This is a genomic window from Mycobacterium sp. IDUB_17 (assembly GCF_055419465.1).
This window is the reverse complement of sequence record NZ_JBVAXS010000008.1, coordinates 1-14,669: the sequence shown is the minus strand read 5'-3', so window position 1 is coordinate 14,669 and position 14,669 is coordinate 1. Positions and strand designations below refer to the sequence as shown.

General features: G+C 66.3%; 15 protein-coding genes. 8 read left to right on the top strand and 7 right to left on the bottom strand.

Annotated features, from left to right (window positions below; genetic code table 11):
- The first annotated feature begins 104 nt into the window (after window positions 1–104).
- The 4 genes from pstS to pstB are packed head-to-tail and all read left to right on the top strand — an operon-like array spanning window position 105 to window position 4,040.
- Entirely contained in the window at window positions 105–1,232 is a 1,128-nt protein-coding gene (pstS, locus tag ACZYZ7_RS28255) for a phosphate ABC transporter substrate-binding protein PstS (RefSeq protein ID WP_463742262.1), read from the top strand.
- 55 nt (window positions 1,233–1,287) lie between these two features.
- Entirely contained in the window at window positions 1,288–2,340 is a 1,053-nt protein-coding gene (gene pstC / locus ACZYZ7_RS28250) for a phosphate ABC transporter permease subunit PstC (RefSeq protein ID WP_135452530.1), read from the top strand.
- A complete protein-coding gene (gene pstA, locus ACZYZ7_RS28245; protein ID WP_135452532.1) occupies window positions 2,340–3,254 on the top strand; it encodes a phosphate ABC transporter permease PstA in 915 nt (304 codons plus the stop codon). The genes pstC and pstA overlap by 1 nt, the downstream gene beginning before the upstream one ends.
- Before the next feature lie 9 nt (window positions 3,255–3,263).
- A complete protein-coding gene (gene pstB / locus ACZYZ7_RS28240) occupies window positions 3,264–4,040 on the top strand; it encodes a phosphate ABC transporter ATP-binding protein PstB (RefSeq protein ID WP_135452535.1) in 777 nt (258 codons plus the stop codon).
- Window positions 4,041–4,055: 15 nt separating this feature from the next.
- Here pstB and ACZYZ7_RS28235 read toward each other — a convergent pair whose 3' ends face one another.
- Window positions 4,056–5,030: a quinone oxidoreductase family protein gene (locus ACZYZ7_RS28235; protein ID WP_463742261.1), complete on the bottom strand. Its 975-nt coding sequence runs from the start codon at window positions 5,028–5,030 to the stop codon at window positions 4,056–4,058.
- An 81-nt stretch (window positions 5,031–5,111) separates the two neighbouring features.
- Here ACZYZ7_RS28235 and ACZYZ7_RS28230 point away from each other — a divergent pair, with 81 nt between their 5' ends.
- Entirely contained in the window at window positions 5,112–5,630 is a 519-nt protein-coding gene (locus ACZYZ7_RS28230) for a MarR family winged helix-turn-helix transcriptional regulator (RefSeq protein WP_450071114.1), read from the top strand.
- A gap of 1 nt (window position 5,631) precedes the next feature.
- Here ACZYZ7_RS28230 and phoU read toward each other — a convergent pair whose 3' ends face one another.
- The 4 genes from phoU to ACZYZ7_RS28210 all read right to left on the bottom strand — a co-directional run bounded on the left by phoU (window position 5,632) and on the right by ACZYZ7_RS28210 (window position 11,121).
- Window positions 5,632–6,300 carry a phosphate signaling complex protein PhoU gene (phoU, locus tag ACZYZ7_RS28225; protein ID WP_135452542.1) on the bottom strand — a complete coding sequence of 223 codons (669 nt, stop codon included), beginning with the start codon at window positions 6,298–6,300 and terminating at the stop codon, window positions 5,632–5,634.
- An 85-nt stretch (window positions 6,301–6,385) separates the two neighbouring features.
- Window positions 6,386–8,698, bottom strand: a complete 2,313-nt coding sequence (locus ACZYZ7_RS28220; protein ID WP_463742260.1) for an LCP family glycopolymer transferase — start codon at window positions 8,696–8,698, stop codon at window positions 6,386–6,388.
- A 237-nt stretch (window positions 8,699–8,935) separates the two neighbouring features.
- Window positions 8,936–10,120, bottom strand: coding sequence for a tRNA dihydrouridine synthase DusB (gene dusB / locus ACZYZ7_RS28215; protein WP_463742259.1), 1,185 nt, complete (start codon window positions 10,118–10,120; stop codon window positions 8,936–8,938).
- Entirely contained in the window at window positions 10,117–11,121 is a 1,005-nt protein-coding gene (locus ACZYZ7_RS28210; RefSeq protein ID WP_135452548.1) for an acyl-ACP desaturase, read from the bottom strand. The genes dusB and ACZYZ7_RS28210 overlap by 4 nt, the downstream gene beginning before the upstream one ends.
- A gap of 193 nt (window positions 11,122–11,314) precedes the next feature.
- On the opposite strand from ACZYZ7_RS28210, the gene ACZYZ7_RS28205 reads away from it, so the two are divergent.
- Both ACZYZ7_RS28205 and ACZYZ7_RS28200 read left to right on the top strand, forming a co-directional pair.
- Complete coding sequence (locus ACZYZ7_RS28205; RefSeq protein ID WP_167857715.1) at window positions 11,315–11,767, top strand: hypothetical protein; 453 nt, start codon at window positions 11,315–11,317, stop codon at window positions 11,765–11,767.
- 179 nt (window positions 11,768–11,946) lie between these two features.
- Entirely contained in the window at window positions 11,947–12,387 is a 441-nt protein-coding gene (locus tag ACZYZ7_RS28200; protein ID WP_135452552.1) for a hypothetical protein, read from the top strand.
- Window positions 12,388–12,402: 15 nt separating this feature from the next.
- Here the strand turns inward: ACZYZ7_RS28200 and ACZYZ7_RS28195 are convergent, their stop codons facing one another.
- Complete coding sequence (locus tag ACZYZ7_RS28195; RefSeq protein ID WP_135452554.1) at window positions 12,403–12,987, bottom strand: TetR/AcrR family transcriptional regulator; 585 nt, start codon at window positions 12,985–12,987, stop codon at window positions 12,403–12,405.
- Between the two features lie 81 nt (window positions 12,988–13,068).
- Between ACZYZ7_RS28195 and ACZYZ7_RS28190 the strand changes: the two genes are divergently transcribed.
- Window positions 13,069–14,079, top strand: coding sequence for an oxygenase MpaB family protein (locus ACZYZ7_RS28190; RefSeq protein ID WP_463742258.1), 1,011 nt, complete (start codon window positions 13,069–13,071; stop codon window positions 14,077–14,079).
- Window positions 14,080–14,109: 30 nt separating this feature from the next.
- Here the strand turns inward: ACZYZ7_RS28190 and ACZYZ7_RS28185 are convergent, their stop codons facing one another.
- Window positions 14,110–14,466, bottom strand: a complete 357-nt coding sequence (locus ACZYZ7_RS28185; RefSeq protein ID WP_135452556.1) for a DUF732 domain-containing protein — start codon at window positions 14,464–14,466, stop codon at window positions 14,110–14,112.
- Window positions 14,467–14,669: the final 203 nt, after the last annotated feature.

Below are 14,669 nucleotides of genomic sequence, written 5' to 3'. Positions count from 1 at the left end.
ACGCTGAACCTATTCACTGCTGATTCACCTGCTGTCCGTGAGCCGTCCACTGCGGCCTAATACGTTGCCGGAGAGTTCGAAGCCGTCAACTGAAAGTGGGACAAGTGAAGCTCATCAGCATTGGCAAGCCGTTCGGTGTCGCGCTGTCCGCGACGGCGATTGCGGCACTCACGCTGACCGCGTGCGGTAGCGACAACAACTCCGGCAGCACCGGCTCCTCGGCCGCGGGCACCAACTCGGCCGCGTCGGCTGAGTGCAGCGGCAAGACCGCTGTGACGGCCGAGGGCTCGACCGCGCAGCAGAACGCCATTGCGGAGTTCAACAAGGTCTGGGGCCAGGTGTGCTCCGGGAAGAACCTGTCCTACAACCCGACCGGCTCGGGCGCGGGCGTGGACCAGTTCATCGCCAAGCAGGTCGACTTCGCGGGCTCCGACTCGCCGCTCAAGGACGATCAGGTCGCCAAGGCCGCCGCGCGTTGTGGCGGCAACGAGGCATGGAACCTCCCGCTGGTGTTCGGCCCGGTCGCGCTGGCCTACAACGTCGAGGGTGTCGACAAGCTCGTGGTGAGCCCGGACGTGCTGGCCAAGATCTTCCAGGGCCAGATCACCAAGTGGAACGATCCGGCGATCGCCGCGCTCAACGCCGGCGCCACCCTGCCGGACCTGGACATCAAGCCGATCTACCGGTCGGATTCCTCGGGCACCACCGACAACTTCCAGAAGTACCTGGCCGCCGCGGCGCCGCAGACCTGGACCAAGGGTGCGGGCAAGGAGTTCCAGGGCGGCGCCGGTGAGGGCGCGCAGAAGTCCTCCGGTGTGGTGCAGGCCGTCCAGGCCACCCCCGGCTCGATCGGCTACGTCGAGAAGAGCCCGGCCGCCGCAGCCGGCCTGCCCTACGCCCAGATCGACAGCGGTGCCGGTGCGGTCGCGCTGGACGACGAGTCGACCACCAAGGCCGTCGGCGCCGCCAAGGTCAAGGGTGACGGCAAGGACCTCGTGCTCGACCTGAACGCGCTGTACGCCTCGAAGGAGGCCGGCGTCTACCCGCTGGTGCTGGCCACCTACGAGATTGTTTGCTCCAAGGGCTACGACGCCGACACCGCTGCGGCCGTCAAGTCCTTCCTGACCGTGGCCGCCAATGAGGGCCAGGCCAGCTTGTCTCAGGCCGGATACATCGCGCTCCCCGACGAGTTCAAGCAGCGCCTGCTGACCTCGGTCGAGGCCATCGCGTAGTAGCCGGACTGGCATTAGAGGACGAATCTGGGCGAGGATGGGTTTTCCGACCAAAATGACCAACAGGGGCCCGGACGGGACAACAGTGACATCGCCGAATCCAGCTGATTCGGGGTCGGGGGAGACGCTCGCCTCCCCCCATCCCGAACCAGAACCCATCTCCACCGATCCGTCCAAGGGAGCCAAGGTTCGCCTCGGCGACCGAATTTTCCGTGGGCTAGCAGAAGGCTCGGGCATCCTGATCGTCGCGCTCATCGCGGCGATCGGGGTGTTCCTGCTCTGGCGCGCGGTTCCGGCGCTGACCCGCAACGAGGAGAACTTCTTCCTCTACGGCGGCAACTGGATCACCACCGACACCTCGGCGATGCACTTCGGCATCTTCGAGCTGCTGCAGGTGACCGTGTTCGTCTCGGTGTTCGCGCTCCTTCTGGCGATGCCGGTGGCGTTGGGTATCGCGATCTACCTCACCCAGTACTCATCGCGGCGATTGGCCGGTCCGCTGGCCTATCTGGTGGACCTGCTGGCCGCCGTGCCGTCGATCGTCTACGGCGTCTGGGGCCTGTACGTGCTGGCGCCGGCGATCAAACCCTTTGCGGTGTGGCTCAATACGAACTTGAACTGGCTGTTCCTGTTCAAGACCGGCAACGCCTCGGTGGCCGGCGGCGGCACCATCTTCACCGCGGGCATCGTGTTGGCGGTGATGATCCTGCCAATCATCACCGCGGTGAGCCGCGAGGTGTTCACCCAGACCCCGCGCGGCCAGATCGAGGCCGCGCTGGCGCTGGGCGCCACCCGCTGGGAAGTGGTACGCACGACGGTGCTGCCCTTCGGGCTGTCCGGCTACATCAGCGGCGCGATGCTCGGTCTGGGCCGCGCGCTCGGTGAGACCATCGCACTGCTGATCATCCTGCGCGGCACCCAGACCGCGTTCAGTTGGACGCTGTTCGACGGCGGCTACACCTTCGCCAGCAAGATCGCCGCCACCGCAAGCGAATTCAACGACCAGTACAAGGCAGGCGCTTACATCGCCGCCGGTCTGGTGCTGTTCATCCTCACCTTCGTGGTGAACTCGCTGGCCCGTGCCGCGGTCGCCGGAAAGGGACGCTGATGACCTCCACGCTCGAGCGGCCGGTCAAGGCGCCCGCGTTCCAGGGCGTGAGCCTGCGCCGCAAGCTGACCAACCACTTCGCCACGGTGCTGGTGACGTCCTCGTTGCTGGTCGCCCTGGTACCGCTGGTGTGGGTGCTGTACTCGGTGATCGTCCGGGGGTGGGCCGCATTGAGCTCACCCACGTGGTTCACCAACTCTCAGTCCGGCATGACGACGTTCACCGCCGGCGGCGGCGCCTACCACGCGATCGTCGGCACCCTGCTGCAGGGCCTCGTGTGCTCGCTGATCTCCATTCCGATCGGCGTGATGGTGGGCGTGTACCTGGTCGAGTACGGCGGTGGTACGCGGCTGGGCAAGATCACCACGTTCATGGTCGACATCCTCACCGGCGTGCCCTCGATCGTCGCCGCGCTGTTCATCTACGCGTTGTGGGTGGCCACGCTCGGGTTCGGCCGGTCCGGGTTCGCGGTGTCACTGGCGTTGGTGCTGTTGATGATTCCGGTGATCGTGCGGGCCACCGAGGAGATGCTGCGCATCGTTCCGATGGACCTGCGTGAAGCGAGTTACGCACTGGGCGTGCCCAAATGGAAGACCATCGTGCGAATCGTGATCCCGACGGCGCTGTCGGGCATCGTCACCGGCATCATGCTGGCGCTGGCCCGCGTAATGGGTGAGACCGCGCCGCTGCTGATCCTGGTCGGCTACGCCCAGGCGATGAACTTCGACATGTTCGGCGGGTTCATGGGATCGCTGCCGGGCATGATGTACGACCAGATCTCGGCGGGAGCAGGCGCCAACCCGGTGCCCACCGACCGGCTCTGGGGTGCGGCGCTGACGCTGATCCTGCTGGTCGCCCTGCTCAATGTCGGCGCGCGTGCGGTCGCCAGATTCTTTTCCCCCAAGAAGGTGTAGGAGTTATCCATGGCCAAGCGGCTGGATCTCAAGGACGTCAACATCTACTACGGCGCGTTCCATGCCGTTTCCGAGGTTTCGCTGTCGGTGCAGCCGCGCAGTGTGATGGCCTTCATCGGCCCGTCGGGCTGCGGCAAGTCGACCGTGCTGCGCACGCTGAACCGCATGCACGAGGTGATCCCCGGCGCCCGCGTCGAGGGCTCGGTGCTGCTCGACGGTGAGGACATCTACGGCGCCGGGGTTGACCCGGTGGGTGTGCGCAAGACCATCGGCATGGTGTTCCAGCGTCCGAATCCGTTTCCCACCATGTCGATTCGTGACAACGTGGTGGCGGGGCTGAAGCTGCAGGGCGTGCGTAACCGCAAGACTCTCGACGAGGTGGCCGAGCGCTCGCTGCGCGGTGCCAACCTGTGGAACGAGGTCAAGGACCGGCTGGACAAGCCCGGCGGCGGTCTGTCCGGCGGTCAGCAGCAGCGGTTGTGCATCGCCCGCGCCATCGCGGTGCAGCCCGACGTGTTGTTGATGGATGAGCCCTGCTCGGCGCTCGACCCGATCTCGACGCTGGCCATCGAAGATCTGATCTCCACGCTCAAGCAGGATTTCACGATCGTCATCGTCACCCACAACATGCAGCAGGCTGCCCGGGTGAGTGATCAGACGGCGTTCTTCAATCTCGAGGCCACCGGCAAGCCCGGCAAGCTGATCGAGATCGATGACACCGAGAAGATCTTCTCCAACCCCACCCAGAAGGCGACCGAGGACTACATCTCGGGCCGCTTCGGCTGATCGGCCGCCTGCGGCTCACGGCGTCAATACGACGCGGGTTCCCGAGGGCTCGCCGCCGGTCCACACCTCGGCGATATCGGCCAATGCCCTTGGCCGGGTGCGTAATTCGATCTGACCGTCGGAGACCATGGTGAACAGCCGGGGTAATGCCTCGGTGCGGGCCCGGGCCAGCACGTCGGGCGGCACGCTGCCGATGCCGACCCCGCTCAGGGTGATCCCGGTGCCGCGCAGTACTCCCGCATCCAGCGACAGTGTCGGCCCGGTCATCGACCCGATCTGCACGAATCGGGTCGGGTGGTAGTGCGCGGCCGGGTGACTGGCCGCCAGGGCGGTGAGCACCTGTGCGGCCGGGTCACCCCACAGGTAGTCGAGTACCGCATCGAACGGGCGCTCCGCGTGCATCTCGGCGACCCGGGCGCCCAGATCCTCCTCGCCGAGGGGGATCGTGTCGTGGGCGCCGGCCGACCGTAGCCAGGCCAGCCGTTCGGTGTTGCGGCCGGCGGCCACCACGGTCTCGGCGCCGAACATGCCGCCGGCCAATTGCACTGCCATCGAACCGGTTACACCGGTGGCGCCCAGCACCAGGACGTGATCGCCGGGCTTGACGGCCGCGGCGTGTGACAGTGCGGTCCAGGCGGAGATGCCCGGGTTGGGCAGGGCGGCGGCGGTCACCGAATCCACGTGCTCGGGGACGTCGACACCTCCGGCCGGGTCAACCAGTGCGCGCTGCGCCATCATCCCGGAGTATCCCAGCGCCCCGGTGTAGATGCGACGGCCGTCGGCCAGCCGCGCGACACCGTCGACGCCGGGAATGGCCGGCAGTTGAATCTCCTTGCTGGCGTAGTGCTTTCCCGATACCAGGGCCCGGGTCAGGTTGGTCAGGGCCGATGCCTCGACGACCGCCACCTCGGCGCCGTCGCGCGGTTCCGGCTCGGGCACGTCGGCGTAGTCGGGGTGCCGGCCCCATTCGGTGACCAGTGCGGCCTTCATCGCGGCTCCTTTGGTTTCTAGAGATATGGTTTCTGTGGAAACAATCTATCTATGCTTGCCCAAGATGGCAAGATGGTTTCCGTGAAAACCAAACTCGAGCTGATCGAGTCCATCGCCGGGCTCATGACCACGGTCGGGGATCGGCTCGAGAACGACGGGGACGGCGACGCCGAGCGTGATTTCATGGCCGACAGGTGCCCGCCGCGGTTGCAGGACGCGGTGCGTACCCTGCCGACGTCGTCGATGCACCTGCTGGCGGAGATCGCCGAGGGCCCGGTCAGCGTGGTTGGGCTGGCGGCCCGCGCCGGCCGGCTCAAGGGCACGGTGTCCAAGCACGTGCAGCGGCTGGTCGAGGCCGGCCTCGTGGCCCGCACGCCGGTACCCGGCAACCGTAAGGAGATCGAGCTCGGCCTGACCGCCGACGGAGAACTCGTCGCCGACGTGCACCGGCAGCTGCACGAGGAGATGGACCGCGGAACCCGCGATTTCCTGCTGCGCTACAGCGCTGCGGACCTTCAGGTGCTGGTCAAGGTGCTCGGAGACCTGGCCGGGGCGCACAAGGACGGGGTCCGTCTGGTGCCGCCCACCGACCGGCCCTGAGTCACTGCGTCGGAGTAACCGATTCCCCGTCCGGGTAGGAGCCGGTGACCTGGAAGATGACCCGCCGGGCCACCTCGACGGCATGGTCGGCGAAGCGCTCGTAGAAGCGGCTCAGCAACGTCACGTCGACGGCAGCGGTCACCCCGTGCTTCCACTCCCGGTCCATCAGCACCGAGAACAGGTGGCGATGCAGATCGTCCATCGCATCGTCTTCTTCCTGGATCCGGGCGGCCTTCTCCGGGTCCTGGGTGAGCAATACCTCGCGTGCGGCGTGTCCTAATTCGACGGCAACCCGGCCCATTTCGGCGAAGTACCCATTCACTTCCTCCGGCAGCACGTGCTGGGGGTGGCGACGGCGTGCGATCTTGGCCACATGCAGCGCCAGCGCGCCCATCCGGTCCACGTCAGCGACGATCTGGATGGAGCCGACCACCGAGCGCAGGTCGCCGGCCACGGGCGCCTGCAACGCGAGCAACACGAACGCAGACTCCTCAGCCTGGGTGCTCAGCGTGGTCATCTTGTCGTGGTCACTGATGACCTGCTCGGCAAGTGCGAGATCGGCCTGCAACAGTGCCTGGGTAGCTAGCTCCATTGCGGTACCCGCCAACTCGCACATCTCGCCGAGTTGGTCCGTCAGTGAACGCAATTGCTCGTTGTAATGGGTACGCATGATGCAAGATTATGCGGTCAGCAGGCCTGGAGTCACGATGCAATGATGAACGAACGGTGAATGCCGTCCGCTCGGGCTCTGGAGACTATTCGCAGGTGGTGTCGGCGGCGTTGGTGACGGTCAGATCCTCGGGGAGGTGTGTCGGGGCGCTGCTGGTGCCCTTCAGCACGTGCACCTGCACCTCCGACCCGCTCGGGGTCGGCGCGTTGACCGTGTAGAAGTCGGAGCCCAGCACCACCTGCACCACGCTGCCCATGCCCGACACCCGCTCGATGGTCGGGTTGGTGAACGAGCTGGCCACCGTCGCGGCAGCCTCCTCGTTACCGGGCGAGAAGAACACCGTGGTCGCCGGAAGCGTGCTCGGATAGTCGTCAGGGGTGTTGACGTTGAAGCCGTGTTCCTGCAGCTCGGTGGCCGCCGTGGAGGCCAGACCGCTCTGGCCGGTCGAGTTCGACACCTGCACCGTGACCTGCTGCGGTTCGGTGGTGACGGCGTTGACCATCTCACCGCTGTCCGTCGTCGCCGGTGCGGGCGCGGGAACGGTCGACTGGAGAGTCTCCGACGGGGCGGCCGCCTGGACGGACGACGTCGTCGATTCCGGGGTGCCGGGCACCGGGGTGTTGTCCGGGTTCTTCTCACCGGGCAGCGGATCGTCGTTGATGATCGCGTCGAACAGGGAACGCATGTCGTCGGTGCGCGGGACCTCGTTGCCGTACTCGTCGGCATAACCGACGGTCGGCACCGTGACGAACGAGATGCGCCCGGCGTTGACGCCCTGGACGGACTGCCCGAGGTCGACGAGGTCCTTGGTCCTGATGTTGTCGACGTAGCTGTCGCTGATGAACATGTTGACCACGCTGTTCAGCTTGCGCAGCGAGAAGAAGGTGTCCTTGGAGATAAGGGACCGCAGCAGTGATGACAGGAACAGCTGCTGACGTTTGATCCGGCCGTAGTCGCTGGTGACCTCGGTGGTGACGTGCCGGGCCCGGACGTAGTTCAGAGCGGTGTGGCCGTCGACCATCTGACGGCCGGGGTTCGCCAATACCGTGCCGAGAATCTCGTCCTCCAACGGCGTGGTGCTGCACACCTCGATGCCTCCGAGCGCATCGACCATCTTGGAGAATCCAGCGAAGTCGACGGCCATGAATCGGTTGATCGACAAACCGGAAAGCTTCTGGATCACCTTCACCAGGCACTTCGGGCCACCGAACGCGTATGCCGAGTTCAGCTTGGTCTCGGTGTAGACCTCGTCGGGGCCGTTCGTCCCTGATTCTTCGTCGTACTGGGGACCGTATGTCGCCGTCTCGGGGTTCCAGGGCTCGCATTTCATCGGGGTGATCGACAGGTCGCGCGGGAACGACACGGCGACAACGCGTTTCCGGCTCGCCGGGATGTTCACCAGCATCACGGTGTCGGACCGCACGCCATCGGCGTCCTGAGTGTTGCCCGCGCCCATGCCACTGTTTTGGCCGGCGCGGCTGTCGGTGCCGACGATCAGGAAGTTCTCGTCACCGAACTGGGCGTTGGGGTCGAGGATGTCGCGTGAATTGAGATCCAGTGCCGCGACCTTGTTGAGGCTGTTGTTCTTCGAGGACTGCCACTGCCAGGCCCCGCCGGTGAGCACCAGGGTCAGGACCGCGAGCATCGCGGCGGCGGCGCGGCCGGCCAGCATGACCCGGCGGTCGAGCGGTTGCCGCAGTCCCTCGATCTCGTCGGTGTCCTCGGGGTCGTGCTCGTCGGGCGGTGTCGGGCGGACCCGCCACGCCGGGCGCTCCTGGGGTGCGTCGTAGTCGTACACCGGCAGGACCGGCAGCACATCGGTGTCGGTGTTGTCGGTCTCGATCTCGCGGTGATCCAGCGAGTCATCGAACGGTTCCTCGAATGGTTCCTCGTACGGCGCCGGGAAATCCTCGGCGTCGTGGGAATCGTGGGGTTCATCGGCCTCGGGTTCGATCCGCACCGCCGGAATCACGTCGGTCGGGTCGGGCACCTGCGGGCGGACATAGGCCGGTGCGTACGCCGGCTCGGGTTCCGGGGCCGGATCCAGTGCGTGCTGCGGTTGGGGTTCGGGTTCTGGTTCCAGGTCGAATTCGGGCTCTGGCTCAACCTCCGACTCGTCCAGCTCTGGCTCGTCGGGCTCGTCTGGCTCCAGCCGGTGGCGCGTCGGTGTGAACCCGGTCCCGGCGACCTTGGCGATCAGATCGGCGACAGTTACCCCGTCGGCATGACTGCCGGTGGGCTCATCCAGGGGTGAATCATCGGGTAGCGGCGCATCCTGGCGCTCCCACGGCGCGGCGCCTGGCAAAGGCTGCCGGGATCGGGTAATCCATTGGTTGTCCGACGGCTCCTCCGGCGAGCGGTGTCGACGGCCGGGAGTGGCGTTATCAGCGTCACTCATGTCCTTACCGGCCTCCGACTCTTCGAGCTCGCGCGTGCGCGTCGGTGCGCATCGTTCCCGCGGTGTGATCTGGGTGCTGCTGAGGTTTTCTCCCCATCTCTTCTAGCAGCACACTGCCGGACTGGCTACTTGAAGCCAGCCGCGGCAGGGGTTTCATCGTACTGAGGCATCCTGAGGCTGAGCTAGACCCAACCTGGTGACAGTGCCGTCTCGATGTCATCTCGGTGCGACTGCAGGTCAGCCTCCGGAATGCATCACATCGGCCCCGACCGGCACCGCGCAGTCGTCGGGATCGTCGAGCCACCCCTCGGGCAGCGACACCGAGGCGGCCGACCCCTGGCGCCCGCGGGGACCGGTCGCCGCCGGCGGGAACGGTGCGTCGCCGTCGAGTTGGTCGAGCAGTGCGTCGAGTTCGGCACGGGTCTTGACCAGGGCCAGCCCACGCCGCAGGTCGGCGCCAGCCGGGAATCCGTGCATGTACCAAGCCACGTGCTTGCGGATTTCGCGCATGGCCTTGTCCTCGCCGAAGTGCTCGCTGAGCAGTTCGCCGTGGCGGCGCACGATGTCGGCGACCTCGCCCAGGTTCGGCGGGGTGGCGGCGGGGCGGTCGTTGAAGGCTGCCGAGAGTTCGGCGAACAGCCATGGCCGGCCCAGACAGCCACGGCCGATCACCACGCCGTCGCAGCCGGTCGCAGCCATCATCGCGAGCGCGTCGTCCGCCTCGAAGATGTCGCCGTTGCCGAGCACCGGAATGCTCGTGACATGCGCTTTGAGCGCCGCGATCTGGTCCCAGTCGGCGGTTCCGGAGTAGCGCTGCGCCGCGGTGCGGGCATGCAGCGCCACGGCCGCCGCCCCCTCCTCGGCGGCGATCCGCCCGGCGTCCAGGTGGGTGTGATGCTCGTCGTCGATGCCGATCCGGAACTTCACCGTCACGGGAATGTCGGTGCCCTCGACGCCGCGCACCGCGGCGGCCACGATCTGGCCGAACAGCCGCCGTTTGTAGGGCAGTGCCGACCCGCCGCCACGCTTGGTGACCTTGGGCACGGGGCAGCCGAAGTTCATGTCGATGTGATCGGCCATGCTTTCGTCGGCGATCATCTTGGCCGCCAGGTAGGTGGTTTCCGGGTCCACGGTGTAGAGCTGCAGCGACCGCGGCGATTCGTCGGGGCCGAAGGTCGTCATGTGCAGGGTGACGGGGTGGCGCTCGACCAGGGCCCGCGCGGTGACCATCTCGCACACGTAGAGGCCGCTGACGGTGCCGGCGCGGGCGATCTCGAGCTCGCGGCACAGCGTGCGGAACGCCACGTTCGTCACGCCGGCCATGGGAGCCAGGACGACGGGACTGGGCAACGCGAACGGCCCGATCCGCAGTTGGGATCGGGCCGGTGCTGCCGTTGTGGGCGGCGGTGCGGTCAGAGTCATGCAGTCGACGAGGACGAAACCAGCAGGTTCTTCATGGCCTTCTTCTCGGCCACCTTGCGCTCGCGCTCCAGGCGGCGCTCCTTGGCGACCTCGAACTTGTCGCAGGCATCCTCGAGCTCCTCGATGATGCGGCCGATGTCGTCGCGCAGTCGCGCGCCCTCGCCGGTGAAGTCCTCACGCTCGAAGATGCGCCACTTGCGCAGAACCGGCATCACCACGTCGTCCAGGTGGATGCGCGGGTCATAGACACCGCCGACGGCGATGATGACGGCCTTACGGCGGAAGTCGGGCACGGTGTAGCCGGGCATCTTGAAGTTGTCCAGCACGCGGTGCAGCGACGCCATGCCCTGGTTGGGGGAGATGTCCAGACCGGCCGCCGAGACGTCCCGGTAGAAGATCATGTGCAGGTTCTCATCGGCGGAGATGCGCTGCAGCAGCTGATCGGCGATCGGGTCGTCGCAGGCCTTGCCGGTGTTGCGGTGGCTGACGCGGGTCGCGAGCTCCTGGAACGACACGTACATCACCGAGTCGAACAGGCTCTCGGCGAACAGGTCGCCCTGCTGGTTCTGGCCGGGGGAGAAGCCGCGGGTGACCTGCTCGACGCGCAGTTCTTCCAGCTCGACGGGGTCGACGGCGCGGGTCACGACGAGGTAGTCGCGCAGGGCGATGCCGTGGCGGTTCTCCTCGGCGGTCCAGCGGTTGACCCAGTTGCCCCAGGCGCCGTCCATGCCCATGTTCATCGCGATCTCGCGGTGGTACGAGGGCAGGTTGTCCTCGGTGAGCAGGTTCTGCACCATCGCGGTCTTGGCGACCTCGGACAGCTTGGACTGCTCGGGATCCCAATCCTGGCCGCCGAGAGCGTAGTAGTTCTTGCCGTCCGACCAGGGGATGAAGTCGTGCGGATTCCAGTCCTTACGCATCCGCATGTGGCGGTTGATGCTGGTTTCGACGACAGGCTCGAGTTCGTGCAGGAGCTGCAGGTCGGTGTATTCCTGCGTCATGTGCCCTCAACCCTCCTCGCGTCCTGCGGACGCTCAGTTATCTGTACCTGTTGGTTGCAGTCAATATATCTGTGTAACCCGGTGACATCAAGTTGCCCCGCGGGTACTTTCGCGAGCCCTGCGGCGCGCCCGTGTCGACTGTAGGATCCGCACGAACATCTGTCGGATACCCACGCTCGGAGGTTGGGCACACGTGAAAAAGCTTGTCGTTGGTGCCGGAGCTGCAGTCGCCACCGGTGCGGTCGTGTCCCTGCTGTTCGGGGCAGGTGTCGCGGCTGCCGCACCTGATGTGGTCGGCCAGACCTACTCGGACGCTTCGAGCGCGATCGAGAACAGCGGCGCCAGCGCGAAGGTTGCGGTCACCGTCGGCAGCAAGCTGTCGCAGGACGAGTGCATCGTCACCAACGCCTGGGACGCCCCGTTCGTGCGGGACGGCAATCACGCCTCCGGCGAGGTCATGGTTGCTTTGAACTGCGACGGCGCCCACGCCAGCGCCAACCACCCGGGCGCCTCGGTCGCGAGCCCGGCTGGCCGTGAGGCCAAGGCGGCTGAAGATCTGGAGGCTGCGAAGCAGGAGTACGCCGAGCAGCAGGCCCAGCTCGCCGAGCAGGCCGAGCTCGCCGAGGTCAGCACGCCCGACGAGTAGCGGTTAAGTAGGGGTTAATTACTCGAAGTGAGCCCCACCGCCGACTAAAATCCACGTCAGCTCCCAAAGAGTCTTCTGTGGCACCCTGCCGCGGAACGCGGGGCAGCTGAAAGCACGGGCGAGAACCCTGGCACCCCACCTCTCCGGGAGAGATCACCGGACGGGGAAGGTCGGCCTAGATGAAGATCGCGATCGGGTTCGGAAGTGTCATCGGTGTATCCGCGGCGGGTTTTGCGTTCGCGGTGGTGGGTGCGGGGGCGGCCCAGGCGGCGCCGGACGTCGTGGGGCAGAAATACAGCGACGCTGTCACCGCCATCGAGGGCGGCGGAGGTACGGCGCATGTCGCTGTCACCGTGGGTAGCCGGTTGCCGCGCGACGAGTGCATCGTCACCAATGCCTGGACTGTCCGGCCGCTGGTGCCGCAGACGTCCGACACCTACTTCGAATACAAAGAAGACGTGACGCAGGTGGCGCTCAACTGCGACGGCGACCATGCCACCGAGACCCATCCGGGCGCGTCGGTCGCCAGCCCGGCGGGCCGTGAGGCCAAGGCCGCCGAAGATGAGGCGGCCGCGGCCCAGCAGGAGCCGATCGCCGAGGCCAGCACCCCTGACGAGTAGTTCCGGGGAGTTCCGTCAGAAACTGCCGACCCGCCCAAGCAGCATGTCGACGCAGTAGTCGATGAACTGTTCGCGGCTGGCCGGGAGTCTCTCGTCGAGATATGCGGTGAACAACGCGGTCAGGGCCCCGATCAGGCTGGTCGCGACCATGGCCTGACGCACCGGGTCGGCGATGCGGGTGAGTTTGCGTTGCAGCAGTCCGATGAAGTCGGGCATCCACTCCGCGCCCGAGCGGGTCAACACCGGTTCGGATTCCGGGGCGAGCAGCAACACCCGGCCCCGGGTGGGGTCGTCGACCATGAGCGCGACGAATCGTTCCACCGCCTCGCGGGGAGTGACTGCAGTGGTCAGGGCTGACATCGCCCGAGCGCAGACGTCGTCGTAGACGGCCCGGACGAACGTGTCGCGGTCAGTGAAGCTCTCGTAGAAGTACCGTTCGGTGAGTTCGGCCGCGCGGCACACCGCACGGACCGTCAGGGCCGGGCCGTCGGCTTTGCCCAGCAAGGTGACGCCTGCGGCGATCAGTTCGTCGCGTCGACGCGCCGCGCGCTCCTGAAGCGGAACACCCGACCATCGGCCGCGTCGTTGACCGGATGGCACATCTACTCCTAAGCTCTTGATGACAACGTCTGTAGTCACATTTGACAACAGGACATCGTCTTGCCGGCAGAAAGCGCACCTGTGACACAAGATACTTCTGAGACATGCCCCGTGACCAGCGGATCCGCTGCCGTGGCGGCGGGTTGTCCGGCCGCCCCGGGTGGCTATGAGGCGCCGCCGATCCCGCTCGGGCCGGATTCGCTCACGTGGAAGTACTTCGGCGACTGGCGGGGCATGCTCCAGGGGCCGTGGGCCGGGTCGATGCAGAACATGCACCCGCAGCTCGGCGCGGCGGTGACGGAGCACTCGATCTTCTTCCAGGAACGTTGGCCCCGCCTGTTGCGCTCGCTGTATCCCATCGGTGGCGTGGTGTTCGACGGAGACCGTGCGCCGCAGACCGGTGCCGAGGTGCGCGACTACCACGTGAACATCAAAGGGATCGACGCTCAGGGGCGCCGCTACCACGCGTTGAATCCCGAGGTCTTCTACTGGGCGCATTCGACGTTCTTCGTCGGCACGATCATCGTCGCGGACCGGCTCGCGGGCGGGATCTCCGAGGCTGACAAGCGGCAGCTGTTCGAGGAACACAAGCAGTGGTACTCGATGTACGGGATGACCATGCGCCCCGTGCCGGAAACCTGGGAGGACTTCCAGGTTTACTGGGAACACATGTGCCGCAACGTATTAGAGAACAACCAGGCGGCCCGCGATGTGTTGGATCTGAGTGAGCTGCCGAAGCCGCCGTTCGCGTCGAAGATGCCGGATTGGATGTGGGCGCTGCAGCGTAAGCATGTGGTGCACCCGTTGTTCGTGTGGTTCACCATCGGCCTGTACCACCCGGCAGTGCGAGAGCTGATGGGATACACCTGGTCTGAGCGCGACGAGAAGATACATCGACTGCTGGGCAAGGTGATCGGCAAGGTTTTCAAACTGGTGCCCGCCCGGCAGCGCATGCATCCACGGGCCCGCAGCGCGTGGGACCGCGTCACCGGCCGCATCCCGGCCGACGCTCCGCTGGTGCACACCCCGGCCCGCAACCTGCCGCCGATCGGGCACCGCGACAATGGGATGCACTACAGCCCCAAGGTCTAGTGCCTTGCGCCAGAGCCTCGTTCGTGGGCCTCAGCGCCCGACGAACGGGGCGTTCTGCGGGCAGTAGACCTTGACCGCACCCCGCACCAGATTCGCGGCCTGGTGTTTGTCGATACCGGCCTGGTTCATCAGCTGGCTGATGACTCCCCGCACCGTCCGTGCGGGTTCGATCTTGCCCTTGGTGAGCGCGTCGCAGACTCCGCGACCGACCTGGCCGGCTTCCTCGGCCGAGGTGGTGGGGATGTTCAGGTCTTTGACGATGGTGAAGAACTGGTCATCCTGAGCGTCTGCGTGGGCCGGTGCCACCCCGAATGCGGCGCTTGCGGCCAGCGCGGCAGCACCGATCGCGGTGGCCATGACTCGAGTGCGCGGGCGCCGGGACAACATCGGTGACTCCTTCATTCCAACTGCCGATCCCCGGCTACAACGATAAACGGGAGTGGCCCGTGGTGCTTGTGGGTTGAGCCACGCGTCACCTGTGAACCGCACCGGACCCGCCTCGCGGCGGGTGTGTGGTGCCCCCAGTAGGGCTCGAACCTACGACCTGCGGATTATCAGGTCGGAACTTGAGGGCGAACTTGCGGAAGTAG